This is a genomic window from Solibacillus sp. FSL H8-0538 (assembly GCF_038003525.1).
Classification (GTDB): Bacteria; Bacillota; Bacilli; order Bacillales_A; family Planococcaceae; genus JBBOPI01.
This window is the reverse complement of sequence record NZ_JBBOPI010000001.1, coordinates 746749-763990: the sequence shown is the minus strand read 5'-3', so window position 1 is coordinate 763990 and position 17242 is coordinate 746749. Positions and strand designations below refer to the sequence as shown.

The 17242-nt window shown below is 40.1% G+C and carries 12 protein-coding genes and 1 pseudogene; 3 read left to right on the top strand and 10 right to left on the bottom strand.

The window, feature by feature from the left end:
• Positions 1-304: 304 nt before the first annotated feature.
• From MHH87_RS03435 to MHH87_RS03420, 4 genes are all read right to left on the bottom strand, one after another.
• On the bottom strand, positions 305-1774 hold the full coding sequence (locus MHH87_RS03435; protein ID WP_340747932.1) for an alpha-amylase family glycosyl hydrolase: 1470 nt from the start codon (positions 1772-1774) through the stop codon (positions 305-307).
• 205 nt (positions 1775-1979) lie between these two features.
• Positions 1980-2348: a YisL family protein gene (locus MHH87_RS03430; protein WP_340747931.1), complete on the bottom strand. Its 369-nt coding sequence runs from the start codon at positions 2346-2348 to the stop codon at positions 1980-1982.
• 123 nt (positions 2349-2471) lie between these two features.
• Positions 2472-3374 carry a fumarylacetoacetate hydrolase family protein gene (locus tag MHH87_RS03425; RefSeq protein ID WP_340747930.1) on the bottom strand — a complete coding sequence of 301 codons (903 nt, stop codon included), beginning with the start codon at positions 3372-3374 and terminating at the stop codon, positions 2472-2474.
• Positions 3375-3430: 56 nt separating this feature from the next.
• Entirely contained in the window at positions 3431-4606 is a 1176-nt protein-coding gene (locus MHH87_RS03420) for a DUF418 domain-containing protein (RefSeq protein WP_340747929.1), read from the bottom strand.
• Between the two features lie 662 nt (positions 4607-5268).
• On the opposite strand from MHH87_RS03420, the pseudogene MHH87_RS03415 reads away from it, so the two are divergent.
• Positions 5269-5555: pseudogene (locus MHH87_RS03415) on the top strand (transposase); the annotation flags it as partial.
• A 51-nt stretch (positions 5556-5606) separates the two neighbouring features.
• Here the strand turns inward: MHH87_RS03415 and addA are convergent.
• The 4 genes from addA to MHH87_RS03395 all read right to left on the bottom strand — a co-directional run bounded on the left by addA (position 5607) and on the right by MHH87_RS03395 (position 14428).
• On the bottom strand, positions 5607-9320 hold the full coding sequence (addA, locus tag MHH87_RS03410) for a helicase-exonuclease AddAB subunit AddA (protein WP_340747928.1): 3714 nt from the start codon (positions 9318-9320) through the stop codon (positions 5607-5609).
• Complete coding sequence (gene addB, locus MHH87_RS03405; protein WP_340747927.1) at positions 9307-12858, bottom strand: helicase-exonuclease AddAB subunit AddB; 3552 nt, start codon at positions 12856-12858, stop codon at positions 9307-9309. The genes addA and addB overlap by 14 nt, the downstream gene beginning before the upstream one ends.
• 380 nt (positions 12859-13238) lie before the next feature.
• Positions 13239-13865: a TVP38/TMEM64 family protein gene (locus tag MHH87_RS03400; protein WP_340747926.1), complete on the bottom strand. Its 627-nt coding sequence runs from the start codon at positions 13863-13865 to the stop codon at positions 13239-13241.
• Positions 13866-13876: 11 nt separating this feature from the next.
• Positions 13877-14428: a helix-turn-helix domain-containing protein gene (locus tag MHH87_RS03395; protein ID WP_340747925.1), complete on the bottom strand. Its 552-nt coding sequence runs from the start codon at positions 14426-14428 to the stop codon at positions 13877-13879.
• Positions 14429-14542: 114 nt separating this feature from the next.
• Here MHH87_RS03395 and MHH87_RS03390 point away from each other — a divergent pair, with 114 nt between their 5' ends.
• Entirely contained in the window at positions 14543-15259 is a 717-nt protein-coding gene (locus MHH87_RS03390) for an AzlC family ABC transporter permease (protein WP_340747924.1), read from the top strand.
• 90 nt (positions 15260-15349) lie between these two features.
• A complete protein-coding gene (locus tag MHH87_RS03385; RefSeq protein WP_340750866.1) occupies positions 15350-15658 on the top strand; it encodes an AzlD domain-containing protein in 309 nt (102 codons plus the stop codon).
• A gap of 126 nt (positions 15659-15784) precedes the next feature.
• Here the strand turns inward: MHH87_RS03385 and MHH87_RS03380 are convergent, their stop codons facing one another.
• Together MHH87_RS03380 and MHH87_RS03375 are read right to left on the bottom strand one after the other, a co-directional pair.
• Entirely contained in the window at positions 15785-16021 is a 237-nt protein-coding gene (locus tag MHH87_RS03380; protein ID WP_340747923.1) for a CsbA family protein, read from the bottom strand.
• A gap of 11 nt (positions 16022-16032) precedes the next feature.
• The gene (locus MHH87_RS03375) at positions 16033-17202 is read right to left on the bottom strand and encodes a PDZ domain-containing protein (RefSeq protein WP_340747922.1); all 1170 of its coding nucleotides are present in this window, start codon (positions 17200-17202) and stop codon (positions 16033-16035) included.
• Positions 17203-17242 lie beyond the last annotated feature (40 nt).

The window sequence follows — 17242 nt, the reverse complement described above, 5'->3', positions numbered from 1 at the left end:
GACTGGTAGTGTATGTATAACTATTTATGCGTAGATTTCTATTCTTATTACATGATATTACTTGAATTAATTAGAATAACTATTGTGAAAAAATAGAGAAACCTACGCTAGTAGAAGTTTATGACATAGAGAAGTTATAGTTTATTAAACGTTAGAAAGACACATCTCGCCCAATATAGGGCGAGATGATGTCCTTACTTATGTAGATAAGAAAGTTATACTTTCTTATCTATCAAAAAAACTGCAAGTGCATTTAGACGTCTAAATGCACTTGCAGCTTATAATTTATTAATTATTCTACTTTTTATTGACCTTTTTCTGCGCGGCGTTTACGTCCACGTTTAATAATAATCACCATGAATCCTGCGTATAAAATTCCAACTAATGCAAGAGCTACTATATATGAAGTATTTAATCCACGTTTTTCAATGACTTGGTATATTTCTACCATTTCACGGTCTAAAATTATTGGATAATAGCCCTCTTTGTTTTTACGGATAATTTCGCTTTCAAACATCCCGCGAAGTTCTTTCCCTTCGCCGATTTCTTCTGGTGAAATGTTCACACGATTAGTTTCACCTGTATTATTAATAACAACAATCCATGTTTCATCTTCGGATTTACGTTCAAATGCAATGAAACCATTTTCATTCTTCAGCCATTTGAATTCTCCGGTACGCAATGTTTCAGAGTCATTTCGTAATGATTGCAAATCGCCAATATAGTCAATTAACTCTGTATCTGTTTTGAAGTTATAGAATTGGTGCGCTTCCGGACCAGCTTCACCATTCATCGCAATTTCCGAACCGTACTGAATAACTGGAAGCCCTGGTAATAAAAGCGTACCAGAAATTGCTGTTTTAATACGTGTTGGCGGGAACATATTTTCATTTGCTGAATCTAATGTAAACCGATTCGTATTTAAATTATCGAACATTAACTGTGTCGGAATTCCGTCACCGTTTATATATTCTTCCACATGCGCATCAATATGTGTAGAATCTAAATCAACATTTTTATAAATATTACGGTAAATTTCCTGTGTATCTGCGTAATATTTCGCATCAAAATTTGCGTCACTTTCTTCATTTGAAATGATATAAATAGTTGATTTCACTGCTTTAATAGCATCAATTACTTCATTCACAAAGGCTGTATCTGCATTTTCTAAATTTGTTAAACGAATGCCATCCACATCCGACGTTTTAACAAAGGTTACAACCGCATCTATTAATGCTTGCTGTACATCTGAATTCGACAAATCCCACTGTACCTTGCCATCTTGTGAACTAGCTACCCAGGCTGCTTTTGAAGCATCTGTCGCCCATTCATGATTAGCACTTACATTTGATAGTGGGAAATCGACCATAATTTTCATATCGCTAGCACGATAAGCAGTAATTGCTTCTTTTAATTCATCTTCTGTACCGAAATGTTCTTCAAGTGTTGTGTAGCTAGTTGGCATTGAGCCATCATATTTTTCTGTATCAAATACAGAACCAATCGAAACAATCGTAAAGCCCATTTTATCGATGAAGTCTTTTTTGGCAACAAGTCCCTTAAAGTCGCCACCAGCAAACAATGTTGGGTCTTTTGCATTCACATCAATATCATTTGTACCTGTACCATTAAAGAAACGGTCTACTAATAAATCATATATACTTTCATCCGCGATTGTACGTGTTGCTTCAGCACTCGCAATAGAGGCTGTTGAAAACGAGGCCGCAAGTAATACGCTTGCCGCAGTCGCACCGATCCACTTTTTAAATCTCAAATTAATCCCTCTCTTTCACAACAATCAAACGTAATTTTACCAAAAATTCATCTGTTGGTCGCTACCTTTTCACAGTTATTTCTATTTATTTACGACAAAAAGGTGACAATCGTGAAAATGAATCTCAGTATTTTCTCAAACGGCTATATTTACCTAAAAAAAAGCTACTTCAAAATTTCCGAAGTAGCTTTCGATCATTCATCTATTAGAAATTCATACCAATACCGCCACTTAAACCTAAGTAAAGCGTTACAAGTAAAACAACACCAAATAAAATCCAGAAGATATTTAATGATTTACCTTTATTTTTACGAGCTAAAATCATTTCCATAAATCCGATCACTAACACACCGAACAATACTTTCATGTCGTAATACATGCCGCCTTCAGTTACGATATCGCGGTATTCCATAAATAATGCACCACCAGTAATGATCATTAATATGTACACGACACGTAGCGCCATTTGAACGCCTGTTAACTTTTTGCTTGCAAGTGCTGCTACTAAAAATAGAATGATTGCCAGTACCCATGTTGTAATGTGTAAATGTGTTGAACCAGTTAATAAATCCATTCTTTTTCCCACCTCATATTTTTTTCTCTTCATGCAATATCCTAACATGCGATGGGATGTGATTCAATTATATGGCTTGGATATCTTTAGAAATTAATGAATCTTGTCTTTTCATCGAACGAGTTAAGCAAAACGGTTCGCTAATGTACCAATACCCTCAATCGAAATTTTCACTTCGTCGCCAGCTTTTAAATATACTGGTGGGTTCATGCCTTTACCGACTCCAGCTGGCGTACCCGTTAAAATGACATCTCCCGGTTCAAGTGTTACATGCTGCGATAAAATCGAAACAATGTCACCTACTGAGAACATCATGTCCTTTGTAGAACCGTTTTGACGTACCTCGCCATTTACTTTCGTGACAACGGAAAGTGCATGTGGATCAGGAATTTCGTCCTTCGTGACAAGGTACGGACCTAATGGACAAGTTCCTTCCAAGCTTTTTCCTAAGAAATACTGCTTATGTTTTTCTTGTAGCTCTCGTGCTGTAATATCGTTGCCGATTGTATACCCGAATACGTAATCAAACGCCATCCCTTTAGGAATATCCTTGCCGCGCTTGCCAATCACTACTGCAAGTTCACCCTCGTAATCTAGCGTACTCGTCTTTTCAGCATGGATCGGTAATGTTGCTTCATCCGCAGCAATTGCTGTTGGAGACTTCGTGAAAACCATAATGTCTTCAGGTGCTTTTTCAGCGCCCATTTCTTTTGCGTGCTCATCATAGTTTTTGCCAACACACAAAATATTTTTAGGCGTACGTGGAATTGGTGAAAGCCACTCAATTTCAGTGAATGCGCATTTAAATCGGTCCCCATTTTCCGCTTTTTGAGCAGCATCTACTAATTTGCGAATTTGCTCAACGAAATCAAAACCTAACGAGATCCCGTCAATAATTGTTGACGGAAAAGAAGGTAGTACTTGTAGTTGTTGTTGAATTTCTACTACATCCCAAACTGCTTCTTCTCTTTTAACTTTCGGACCGAACTTCACTTGCTCATTTAGCTTAAATGATAACATTTTCATAGTATAAAGCGCTCCTTCTTTTTCCTACATGATACATCATATCCACAGAACTTGCCTTACTTTTCTGACAACTTTTTTCTATAAGTTAATTTTTTCACTGTTGCTTCAACTGGACCTTGAGTAAATTTCGATAGCCATAGTTCAGCAATGACAAGCTGAGTAGCATAAATTCCAAGTGCAATGTAGATACCCATTTGTACATCTACTTGTCCATATAATCCAAAGCCCCAATGATAAAATAATGTTGTACAAATAACGGATTGCATTAAATATAGCGTCATAGACATACGACCGGCTTTCGCAATTGGTCCTAATAGTTTTAAGGCAATAGGAAGTAAGCATACAAGAACAATTACAGCAATATAGCCGATCGATAATAGCGGCCCTCCGACATACACTTTTAAATAATCGAGTCCATATGTACGTGTAAACGTAATCGGTGCACTTTTAATAAAAATACCAAGTCCAAGGCCGAGTATAGCGAGCGCAATCCAGAGACCCATTTTTTCCTTGGCACGCTCAATTAAACGCCATTTTGCTGCAGCTGCACCGACTAACATATACGGTAAAATTGTAAATAATCCAGAGATCCACATGTCGCCGCCCATCTGTAAGGACAGATCGTCGAGACGTTGCATAAATGCATCTGTCCAAGTACCGACACCGTATGCTGTAATCACATTTTCAATCGCCGTGATATCTACAGCTGCCTTCTCAACCGGCATTGACAACATACCCATCTGTGCATAAACAAACAATAAAAAGGCGTGAAACAATCCATTTATGGCAAGAGCAATTGTTAGTAATGTACCGCCCTTGAAACGAAGGAGCATCAGTAAAAAGAAGCCGCAAAATGCGTAAATTGCTAAAATATCGCCCCACCAAATAAGAATGGCGTGCAGCATTCCAATAATAAATAAAATGACTAAACGCTTCGGTGCAAATTGATAAAAATTGGTTCCTGTTTTTTGCGCCTTCATATATTGCATGGCTAAGCCATAACCGAACAACATTGAAAATAACGGATAAAAACTACTTTGCACATAAATATCTAAGATTTGATGCAAAATAATATCTTGCGCCTCCGTAAACCAATAACTTAAGTCAAACACGTACGGCATTGGTAAATAAAAACCGAACATATTAACTAGTAAAATACCAAGTAAACTAAATCCTCTTAAAATATCAAGCGATGAAATTCGTTCATTCGCTCCCACGGGTTGAAAATTCACACTGTTGTCCTCCTATACGCAAACAAAATTCGTGACGTAACTATGTAACTCCATTCTACACTAAAAAAAGTATATTGCTAAAATCCGAGCGAGGAAAATTACCAGCGAAATTTATTTACGTGAATTGTAAAAATCGTCGAACTTGATATACAACTTATTTGAAATTAAGTGCAAATGGCACTTATTTACGGTTAAGTTGTATGTTCATTTCGTCTATTTGAGTGTTCATTAAGAAAAAATACTCCCCTTATAAAAAATTCTTAGAAAAACACAACTCGCCCAGAAATTGGACGAGTTGATGTGGATGGGAACGTTATAATTTCTTATCCACTAAAAAATAGGAGGGTACTGAAAAGTCCTCTAGGTATTTCATAGCGAGCCGTTGATTTGCGTTCCAGGCGGACGCGTTCCGCCGGCATGGCCTCAGCCTCCTCGGGCCAACACGATGTTGGTCACGAAGGCGTTGCCACAGGACGTGGCGTTCTTAGCCTTTGTTCCTAAATCGCTCCTGCGGGGTCTTCACCTCATGCTATTCCGGCTGGAGTCGCCGCCTTCCACTCCAATCAACTAGTATCTGCTTTCTTAGAAGGATGTTTCTTTTCCTCTCTAAGAAACATCCTTTCCTGGATAATAAAATAAAGTAAATACAGGTGGTGCGCCCCATGATTTCAAATCAAGAAACCTTTAACCTAAGTCCATACATATCGATTTATGAGATCGTTGTACCAAAAGATAAAAAGCTTCGCCAAATCAATGAACTTGTAAATTTTACATTCATATTAGAAGAGTTAAAAACAAAATATTGTTTAGATAATAAACGTAACGCGGTTCCCAAATCCTTATGTTTAGGTACTTATTATTAAAGGCACTTCATGATGTAGCAGACGTCGACTTAGTGGAACGCTCAAAATACGGTATATCATTCAATTATTTTTTAAATCTGGTGCCATAAAATCCTATCATTAATCCAAGCTCGCTCAAAAAATAATAAGTAGTTTTTTTAAGCAATTATGATGCTTTCACCAATTGCGTATAAGTAAAGCACTTTCTCCTTTACCTTTACGTGTTTAATGTTTTCTATCGCTTCTGTATAAATTTCTAGCTGTACTTTGTAGCGCTTAGTCAGTTCCTCGGTTAGCGCTGGTTCTGTATCAAATGGCTTGCGGATTTGGTCCGTCTTATAGTCGAGTAGAACCCAGTCCCCATCCGTTTCTTGGAACATACAGTCAATTACCCCTTGCACGATTTGCTTATCGCCATCTGCATCCTTTCGACTTAACGTAAATGGTACTTCACGTAACACTTTTTGTGCGTTCGTAAAACGCTGACCGATTGCAGAATGGAAAAACTGCAAAATACGTTCCGATTCAATCACATCTGCTTCCGACTGTTTCAGTAGCTCTTTTTCAACGAGTGTCGCAATAAAATTCGCTACTTCCTGTTCGGTTGTCAGTCCTTGCTGTGGAACAAGTTGCATCACTGTATGAACAGCCGTTCCCTTTTCAGCAGACGATAGCTCCTTCTCCTGCATAAAGCTCGGTCGTTTCATAATCGCCTTCGTATTGCGCACAGATGGATTATAATCTTGCTCCTCCTGCTGCAAACTAACGATCCGTTTAATTTCTGTTACCGATGTTTTCGATTTTTTCGTCACAGCATTGGCAAACGGATAGCTTGCCGTAAAGCGTTTCGTTAACTGCTCTAGCAGCTCCTTGTTTACCGGACGTTGCTCCATTTCCTCCACAACTTCTCCTTGCTCAACCGGTGTCGTGAAGCGCTCGGCTGGCACGACTTTAACATGCCATAAAGAAGTTGTTAATGCTGTTTCTGTCGTATCGGTGTCCGTAGAAGCGATTGTTAAATAGTCATTATGACGTGCCACCGCATGACCAACCCACTCTAAATAATTGGAGCTAGAGGCACGAAGATAGCTTGGCAAAATTTCATTGGCCGCAATATTTTGCATTAAATCCCACTGCGCTTTTTTCTTCTCCCAGTTTTTTACGGAGCCGACTAAAATAAGGCGTTCTTTTGCACGTGTCATCGCTACATATAAAATACGCATCTCCTCTGCTTTCATCTTTGCCATTTTCTTTTCCTTCAAAGCCAAAAATGGTAGAGATGTTGCAATAATGCGCTCTATCGGATCAATTGCCTTCACCGCTAAACCAAAGTCTTGATCAAAAATATACTTACCATGGAAATCTTTCGTATTAAAGCGATGAGCCATATCTGCCACGAATACTACCGGAAACTCCAGTCCTTTTGACGAGTGAATTGTCACAAGGCGGACAACATTATCCCCTTCACCAATTGACTTCGCAATACCTAAATCATCACCGCGTGACTTCATACGATCAATAAAACGTAGGAAGCGGAATAACCCGCGGAATGAGGTCTTTTCATAGCTTAGGGCACGGTCATGAAGCGCACGTAAATTTGCCTGGCGCTGCTTGCCGTTTGTCATCGCCCCGACCATTTCAAAATAATTTGTTTGTAAATAAATTTGCCAAATTAAATCCGCTAATGATCCGCGGCGGGCAAAATCACGCCACTGCTCCAGATGGCTGACAAACTTCTTCAATTTGCTTTCCGTATCAATGGATAACGTACCTGTCTCGTTGTCCATATACGACTTTAACGCCTCATAAAACGTGGCATTCTGTTTCGCTAAGCGTATTTCCGCGAGTTCATTTTCTGTCAACCCGATAAACGGTGCACGCAGTACAGAGGCAAGTGGAATATCTTGGTACGGATTATCAATTACCTTTAACGTATTTAGCATGATCATTACTTCCAGTGCATCAAAGTACCCTTTTGAGGACTCTGCATATAACGGGATTCCCGCTGCTTTAAACTCCTCGGAAAGCTGCGGTGCCCAGCTCATCGAACGCATTAATATAACAATATCGCTATAACGAACTGGACGTGTGGAATGATCTTTCGGATTAAATACTTCCATTCCGCTATCAACCATTTTACGAATTTGTTGAATCATATAACGCGCTTCTTTTTGCACACGCTTTAATGTTTCCTCTTCTTTTTCGTCTTGGCTATCATCCGCTTCTCCACTCGGTGCTTCCGTCGTTTTTTCATCTAGTACTACAAGCTCTACTGGAATATTTTTTTCATTGTAACGGGCACTAAATTTCAGTGCTGCTTGTTCATCATAGTCAATTTCGCCAACCGTCTCATCCATAATTTGCTCGAACACATAGTTTGTGCTTGCGAGTACTTCTTGACGGCTACGGAAATTGGCATTTAAATCAATTTTCATGCCATTATGCGTTGGATTTTCTTCAAACTTTTTGTATTTATTTAAAAACAAGCGTGGCTCCGCTAAGCGAAACGCATAGATAGATTGCTTCACGTCCCCGACCATGAACATATTGCCGGTTGCCTCATCCCCGCTTTTCACAAGCTGTAAAATCGTCTCTTGTAGCATGTTTACATCCTGATATTCATCGACAAGAACTTCACTAAAGCGCTCCTGGAACTGCATCGCCACATCAGACGGTTGCAGTCCCCCTTGCTCATCTCGTAGCGTTAAAATCTCGAGTGCAAAATGCTCTAAATCAGAAAAATCAACAAGTCCACGCTCAAGTTTAGCGGCTTTAAACGCCACACTATACAGCTTTGTTAGCTTCACAAGCGTTTCAATAATCGGACGCATATTGCGAATTTCTTGAATTAAATAATGCGGCTTTCGCGCGAAAAACTTGCTCTTAATCCCATCAATAATCTCTTTTGCTTCTTTACGCTTCGCCATCGCTAAATCCTTTATCTCTTTATCTGGATTTTTCGGTCTGGGGCCTTTACGTAAATCACGCCACTCCATCGTATGGATATAGTTGTAAACGTCTTCCCACGTATCTTTTTGAATGAATTGCAGTAATTGCTCAGCAGCGAAGGCTTCAATTGTCGCCATTTCCCCATAGGCTTCTAATCCAAACGAATCCGTACAAAACTTTTTTGTTGCCTCTAAGTTTTCACACGCTTGCATGAGTGAGTAGGCAATTGACTGTTTTAAATCTTGTACATAGTCAAGATCATCGACTGTATAATGTTCCGGTATTTCATATTCAGTTGGCAAACGGTCTAGCCATTTAAACGGATCCGGTTGCACACGTGACATTTCATAAAGCTTTTCAATTAATACTTCAATGTCCTGATCATTACGGTCCGCGGTAAAGCTATCGACAAGTAAATACATATCGTCCTTTGTAAAATCTGTCGCATTGTCCTCGCGGTACGATTGTTCAAGTACTTCTGCTAATACATCATCACGCAGTAGCGCTACTTCATCTTGGCTCGCAATACGGAAGCCTGGATCCAAATCAATTAAATACGCATATTGACGGCAGATCGCTAAACAAAAGGAGTGCAATGTAGAAATTTGCGCCTTATTTAATAAGCTAAGTTGACGGCGTAAAAACGTATTTTCAGGATCATTGGCAATCGCTTTTTCTAACGCCTCCGCCATTCGGCTACGCATTTCTGCAGCAGATGCGTTTGTAAACGTTACAACGAGTAGCTGATCCACGTCTATGCGGCGCTCTTCTGGAGCAAGTATTTTTTGAATAAGGCGTTCGATTAAGACGGCGGTTTTTCCTGAGCCAGCTGCTGCTGACACAAGGATGTCTTGTCCACTAGCCCAAATCGCCTTCCATTGTTCAGCAGTCCATTGTGCAGTTGCTGGTTTAGTCGGTATCATCAACGTTCAACTCCTTTTTAATCGTGCCTAGTATGTCCGCTGACTTCGCTGGTTTTAATTGATTATATTGCTGGTCACTTTCCGTCAAATCAAACTGACAAACGGATTTGAAGCTACAAAACGTACAGGCGTTTTTCGTGCGCAAGCTGAACGGATTAATTGCCGTTGTTCCTGCGTAAATTTCATTGCCGGCGTCCTCTAATTTACGGTGAACGAAGCGTTGCAGTACGTCCATTTCCTGTTCATCTACTACTTTAGAATGGGCATTTGGGCTGCCATCTTTTTTCAATTCTACTGGAATTATTGCTGACTTCACTTGTGGATTCAGCTCATCATCCATTGCCTGTAGGACATTCGTTTCATTCGTCAGTAACCCTGTCATCCGGTAATTTTCTAAACGTGTTTGCTCACGCAGCACTTCATTGCCGTAATCTTCAAGCGTTAACAGCGGATCATGCACATGCACATACAGTACACCTGCAGATTTTGCGATTAAGTTTTCAATTTCGGCCATATTCGGAATCAAGTCCTTCGCATTACGCAGTGCCACGTCTAAATACGTTAGTAACTGCAAAGAAATCCCGTAATATACTTCATTTAAATCCAACTGGCGGCCAGATGATTTATAATCAACGACACGCATAAAGTAATTACTACCCTCTTTATAGCCATCAATCCGGTCTATTTGGCCACTTAACAGCATTTTCCGTTCATTTTTTAATTTAATCTCAAGCGCTTTTAAAGACTTTTGCTGTGCTTCATCAATGTTTTTCGCATCGGTCATCCCAAATGGTTTCTCATGCACAAGTGGCTTGAATTTTGATTTCGTGTCATGTGCATTTAAGGCAAATAAAGTACGTCCAACAATGCGAATTAGCTTTTCTTTAATATACGTATAACGCGCATTGCTTTCCAAAATGCGGTAGGAGAAAATACTCACTAAACTTTCCACTGTTTGACGCGCCTTTGCTAAACATTGGGAATACGTTTTAAATGCTTGTGGCTCTGTTTCTGATAAAATTTGACGCAGTGCCTCGTGGAACAGGTCCCCCATCGCAAACGTTTCAAGACGGTATTCCGAACGTTCATTTAAGCGTAAGCCGTACGCTGAGAAATGCGAGAATGCACAACTATAAAATTTCTCAATACGCGACACACTTGCGCGTAATTCCTCGCCGTATAATTGTTGCGTAATCTCTTCACGTAGCGGCTCTGCCTCATTTTTTTGCAGAAGCGGCTTCATCACAACTTCCAGCACGCGCTGCCACTCTGCATCCTGCTCATAATAGGCCTTCAGCGCGAGCCACTCATCTGCTACATCTTGCGCAGTCTCGGCACGCTTTAATTGCATCATTAAAAATCCTAGCGCGGGTGCAGGATGACGTAAATAAGATAAAACCTTCGCAGCATCCATTTCCTCAATTGGATCAATGAAAATACGTGTGTGTGGCAATGTTCGCTTGCCATTCACCTCAAATAATTTATGCAAACGGTTAATATAAAGGGATGGTAGTAATCCTTTACTTTCCTCATCTGCACTCGGATACGTCACGTATAAGCGGTATTTTGGAGATGAAAATGCACGATAAATTAAAAATGATTCTTGTAATAGGCGGTTTTTAGAACTTGGAGACAGCTCGTATTGGATAGCCTCAAAACTTTCACGTTCTGCATCCGAAATAATCCCTTCATTATCCATACGCATCGGATAGATACCATCATTGACGCCAATAATGAATACAACCTTCATATTATCAAAGCGAGCAAATTCAACCGTTGATACCGTTACTTCATCAATAGATGGTGGAATATTTGAGAACTGTAAGCTTTCAAAACCTTCATCTAAAATTTGTGCGGCATCCTCTACTGAAATGTCTTGCTCCCCAAACATGAGAACGAACTGCTCAAGCACATTCACCCAGCCATTCCACGCCTGCTCATGCTCACTCGCATAATCTAGCTCGCCTTTTTCAAGCTCTAAGTCCTTTAGCTGAACGAGCTTATCATAAATAGAAAGACCCTCCATAAACTCATAGAGCGCAACGGCAATGTCCTTTCCATTTTTTGCTTTCTTCAACTTCTTATCTAGTGCCAGAAGCGGATTACGAACTAAATCACGCGCACTAGTCAAATACGTTTGCATCGCAAGTTCTGCCGTTGTTTGAATTTTTGTGACATTTTCAAATGAACGCATTTTTTTATAAAACCATACATTGTCATCATGCCAGCGATTGCCGATAATACCTTTCGCAATGACGAAGTTTTCGAGCTGATCCATTTTTTCTCGCATGGCTACTTTATTTGCTTTTAGTGGGAAAAATAAATCGGTTTTAATGCTACGGAAAACCGTTTCATATTGCCAATTTGTTAATACAGCCTCAAGAACTGAACGGCTAAATTCAATAAGCGGATGATGTAGCATCGGTCGTTTTTCATTCGAGAATAGGGGGATACCATACTGCTCGAATGTTGTAAAAATAATCGGATCATAGACGTCTGCTTGTCGATACATGACACCAATGTTGTTGTATCGAAGTCCTTCTTCTTCCACTAGTCGACGTATTTCCCGGGCAATACCTTGCACTTCCGCACGACGATTCGCTCCTTCTATAATTTGGACATGTCCATCTGCCTGCTTTCGTTCAATTATCGGGGCATTAAAGTAACGCTCGACATGATGTATATCGTCTTTTTCAAAACGGAAATTTTGCTCCAAATGCTCGCGTTCCTCTACTTCAATACCAAACTCTCTTGTAAAGGTCAGTAGCTTCTCATACGTCTGGGCACCGCGGTGGAAAATTGCGCCCGCATCAAACGCATCCTGTTCTCCTTCAAATGGTAAAATAATCGTCACGCGTTTCGTTAACGATAACAGTTGCTTCACAATTTCAAATTCTCGCATTGTAAAGGATGTAAAACCGTCTAAATAAACTTGAGCGCCATGCAAGCTTTCCGCGTTTGGTAGCTGCTCAATAAGCACAGGATAAAAACCTTCTCCATCTACATAGCTATTTCCCACACGTGCTTCTAATTCTTCTACAATAATTTGCAAATCCTTCATTTTTGCTAGTAATGTATTGGACGCTTTCGTAGCTTGCAATTCGTCAATAATTGGACCGATAGTTTCACCAGTTACATTGTATTGATTGAACTCCTTCAGTAACCGTTCAATTTCCTTTGTAAAACCACGCTTCCCTGCCGCCTGGCGAAATAGTTGGAACTCCTCTTTATGTTCCTCTAATACACGGCGAATAAGCATACGATAACCGACACTATCTAGTTTATCGCGGGCAATACCGCCTGTTTCCTGAAGTACATACCACGCTAAACGTTTAAACGTCATTACTTGCGCACGCATAATTCCTTGCACATCATATTTATTCGTTAATTCATATTCCGTCGTAAAAGACATCTGATCTGGGACAATAATAAAGATTGGCGGCCCGAGCGGATGATCTTGTAAATCGTCAATGATTTCTCGATGAATTTTTGTTGTTTTCCCAGTCCCTGCTCGACCTGAAATAATACGTAATGACATGTTCCTCACCTCCATTTTTTTGTTATATTTATTGTACATGAGAATGCACGTTCGCGGTGCTTAGAAAGAAACATTTCACCCAAAAAAAGTGAGCGATGATGTCCTTTTTTAATACTAAAGTAGTTCTTTTCATTAATTATTATTTTTCAAAATGTTGTTTGTAAACGGCTCAAAGTTGATTGGAGTGGAGGCGGCGACTTCTAGGGGATTTAGCGAGCAGCTTGAGACCCTGGACTGAGCGCAGCGAGGGAAGCGGCTCAAGGCTCGCCCCCAGAAAAGCGTCCGCCGCAACGGAAATCAACGACATCGAAGAAAAAAGCCAGTTCTTGAACGATACATCGTTCAAGAACTGGCTTAAGACTTTTTCAGTGTCCTAAAATTTACAGGCTGTCTCGTTTTCTCTGTTCAATTTTACGTAAATCACGTTCTACTCTTTTATTTAAATGATTCTCAAAAGCCTTTCCTGCAAACCAAACGATAATTAGCACTACTACGGCAAAAATGAGTTTTACAGGACTGCTCAAAATCGAACGTAAATCACTACCGAGATAACTCATACTAAAAATCATAACAGGCTTGGCAATGAATAATGTCAAAAAGTAATATTGCTTTTTTATATTTGATAAACCGGCCACAATATTAACGATTACAATCGGTGTAAACGGGAAGCACAGTAAAGCAAATAATGGTGCGATTCCGCGCATGTCTACCCATTTTATAAGCTTTTGTACTTGTACACGCTGGGTTAAGAAGTTAGCACGTTTATGATGCCCGAATCGGCGCAAAAGTAAAAACACAGCATAGGAGCCTAACACTGTCCCTAACCACGATAAAATAAAGCCCCAAAACAAGCCGTATGCACTCGCATTCGCTACGACAATGACTACTAATGGTAAGAACGGCATAAACGCTTCAAAAAACGTTAGTAAAACGCCCATTATCGGACCGAGTAATTTATACTGCTCCGTTATATTTTCGATATTATCGAAGGTTAACCAATCTAACATATCGTTCACCTCTACCTGTATTGCAAGATTAAGTGTAATACAGTCCGTGTATTCGTTGGATTTTCATATTGATGGGTTTGATGTCCAGAAAATACTAACGTTTCCCCCTGTATTAATAGTTCCTTCATCTCGCCCGCTTCTATGATTGCTTGTCCTTCAATGACAGTAATCGTTTCCTCAACGCCCTCTGTATGTGCCTCACTCTTATGTACTGCACCGGCATCCATTTCGACTTTATACAACTCCCAGCCCCGCTCAGGATCATAAGGAATAATCGAATAAACACGATACTTGCCGTTATCCTCCGCCACAAAATCCGCACGATTGCCATCATATTTTTGGAACTGCTCATGAGGTGGCTGTAATAGCGAGGAAAAAGAAATGCGTAAGCCCGCAGCAATTTTCCAAATCGTGGATACAGTTGGATTCGATTCACCTTTTTCAATTTGTGCTAGCTGTGCCTTACTTACTGCTGTTGCTTTTGCTACATCATCTAAACTCAAACTGCGTTGTTGTCGTATTTTTTTTAGTTGGAAGCCTAAATTCCGACTCATTTGCTCCATTTTAATTTTCACCCTCTTGTTTATTTAAACGGACAATTGTATAATCTAGTAAACATTTTCTGGATATTTTAATTTCATTATAGTATATCATTAGTGTTGCGGGAGGAAAAAGACATGAAAAAACTCGGATTTTTTACTGGTTTGAAAGCCGGTATGCCCATTGCAATCGGCTACTTTCCTGTTGCACTAACTTTTGGCTTACTGGCAAAAACAACGGGACTATCGATTTTAGAAGCTGCGGCGATGAGTTTATTTGTTTATGCCGGGGCCTCTCAATATATCTCGTTAACACTTATTACTAAAGGCGTTGATCCACTCGTCATTGTGTTAAATACATTCGTCGTCAATATTCGCCATTTTTTAATGTCGGCAGCATTAAATGAAAAAATGGACTCGGATGCGAAATGGCGTAAAGGATTATTTGCCTTTTGGGTAACCGATGAAACGTTTTCCGTACTCGCTACTCGCAAGGAGGAACGGTTATCGACAGCGTTTGGCTTAGGCGTCAATCTAATTGCTTATAGCAGTTGGGTTGTTTTCACGATAGTCGGCCATTTAATCGGTGCCAACTTGCCGCAATTTCTTCAAGCAGCAATGTCCATTGCGCTTTATGCAATGTTTATCGGACTACTCGTACCATCGATGAGGGGCAATCGGAAAGTCGTATTACTGGCAACATTTGCGGGCTTACTAAACTGCCTATTTTACTGGACAGGCTTGCTATCAACCGGGTGGGCGATTATTATTTCAGCGTTCAGTGCTTCGGTTGTAGTGGAACTAGTATACGCAAACGTAGCGCGAAGAAAACATGTTCGTGAAGTAACTGAATGATTCAGAGCAATTTAGAACTCGCACTTACAAACTTTGCGAGAACAAATGCCTGTACAAAGTCGTTAAATATTTCCGGAGAGAGGTTTTATGATGGGGATTTCTTATTGGTGGATGATTCTTGGAATGGCGCTTGTGACCTATATTCCACGTGCCATTCCATTAACCTTTTTACAAGGGGTGGAGCTACCACCGTTTATTTCAGGTATTTTACGTAATATACCGTTTGCGATTTTAGGCGCACTTATTTTCCCGGCAATTCTTTATGTACAGGAAGGCGATCTGTTCTTCGGCGTACTTGGAGCAGCAGTTGCTTTTGGTATTGCCTATGCTGGCTCTAATGTTATCTTCGTCGTGCTTGGCGCGATTGGCGTATTAGCGGTTTATAGTTTGGTTATATGAGGTAACGTTTTTTGGGGGTGGCTTATTCGGAAGTTGGCTTTGTCTGGAACTTTACCCACTTTCCTTGGAGCTCAATTTCCACTAAAAGAGGTACCTCATCCTAGTGAGATACCTCTTTTATGCAAATTATTCTTTTCCCTTACTCATTACAGTCCGTGCAAACCAAAAGCCTACTGTTAACGAGAACGCATCAACTACAAAAATAATAGAGGGTGTCGTATACCCTGCGTAAACAGAGGCCGTGATTAAAGCGATTGCTAACACTAAGGCTACATAATGATTAAATGTAATACGCATAAATAACACGACGAGTAAGCCTGGAATAAATAATGCCATCATAATTTTTACGGATAGATCTTCCATGAAAGACTCCTTTAGTGCACTAATAATAAGCCAATGCGATGATGGTCATCACTGTGCACGACATGCTGTGTTAAGCGAATTTCATTGCGATGATCTAATACTTCTAAACGACAATGTGCGGCATTAATTTGTAATGCCTCATACAATTCATCCTCTGTGTGGACTTCCAAGCCGTTTACCTTTTTAATAACCTCACCCGCAATCAAACCCATTTTCTCAGCTGGGGAATCCGGTAGTACTGCTGCGATCATTGCCCCTCTTGAACTGCGGATTACCGCATAGGAATCATTACGTTCACTACGCTTATAACTAATTGAAATACCTAACCTCGCAACTAAGCCAAGTAGTAGAACCCCAACACCAATGAGCGGTTCAAAATAAGCACCAAGACCACCTAACAGAACAAGCTGCCCTAAAATTATGACACTACGACCAAGCTTCGGATAAACATAGAGTGGCATTGTACGTCTTGTTAGCTGCTGAAAACCAATGACAACCGGGAATAGCACAAGTGTAAATTGCTCCGCTCCTAAAGAAAAATGAGGCCACCATGGAAAATACGCATCTATTGCACTTCCAGGTACGATAAACACAACAGGTAGCACCCAAATCTTCTTACTAAAATAGGCAACAGCATTAAGCCCACGCTTCGTTTTCTCCATAATTGGTGTCGCGTATTTACTACCATCTTTGCGAATGAAAATCCCCTCAGCGATAAGGACCATACCTGCTAACAAAGGAATCGTTACCGCTAACCCGCTCGTATAACTAACACCAGCAAAATCAAAGCCGAAATAAGAAACCGTCCAGTTTTGCATATCCATCACAACTAATACCCCAAAAGCGATTGTAAAAATGATAATGGGTGATAGTAAATGAAATACATATAACATAAGCGCAATAATACTAAGCATACTCACTAGCAGTAAAAACTCTACTGATACTGTTAATCCTACAGCAATGCTAATAAATGATATAACTAACGGCAGTAAAATGCCGACTTGAAACAAACCTTTGAACTCAGACCAACCACTTAAAATACGAGTATTGAAATATTTGCGTTCTCGTTTCACACGACGATAGCCTATAAAAAGGGCGACCATAAGCGCAATATACAATAACGGATTCATAAAAAATCGACCAATAGCCATTACGATTTCTACTACTATTGTTGAATACATCATTCCACCTACCGTCTACTAGTAACTACTGTCATTGTAT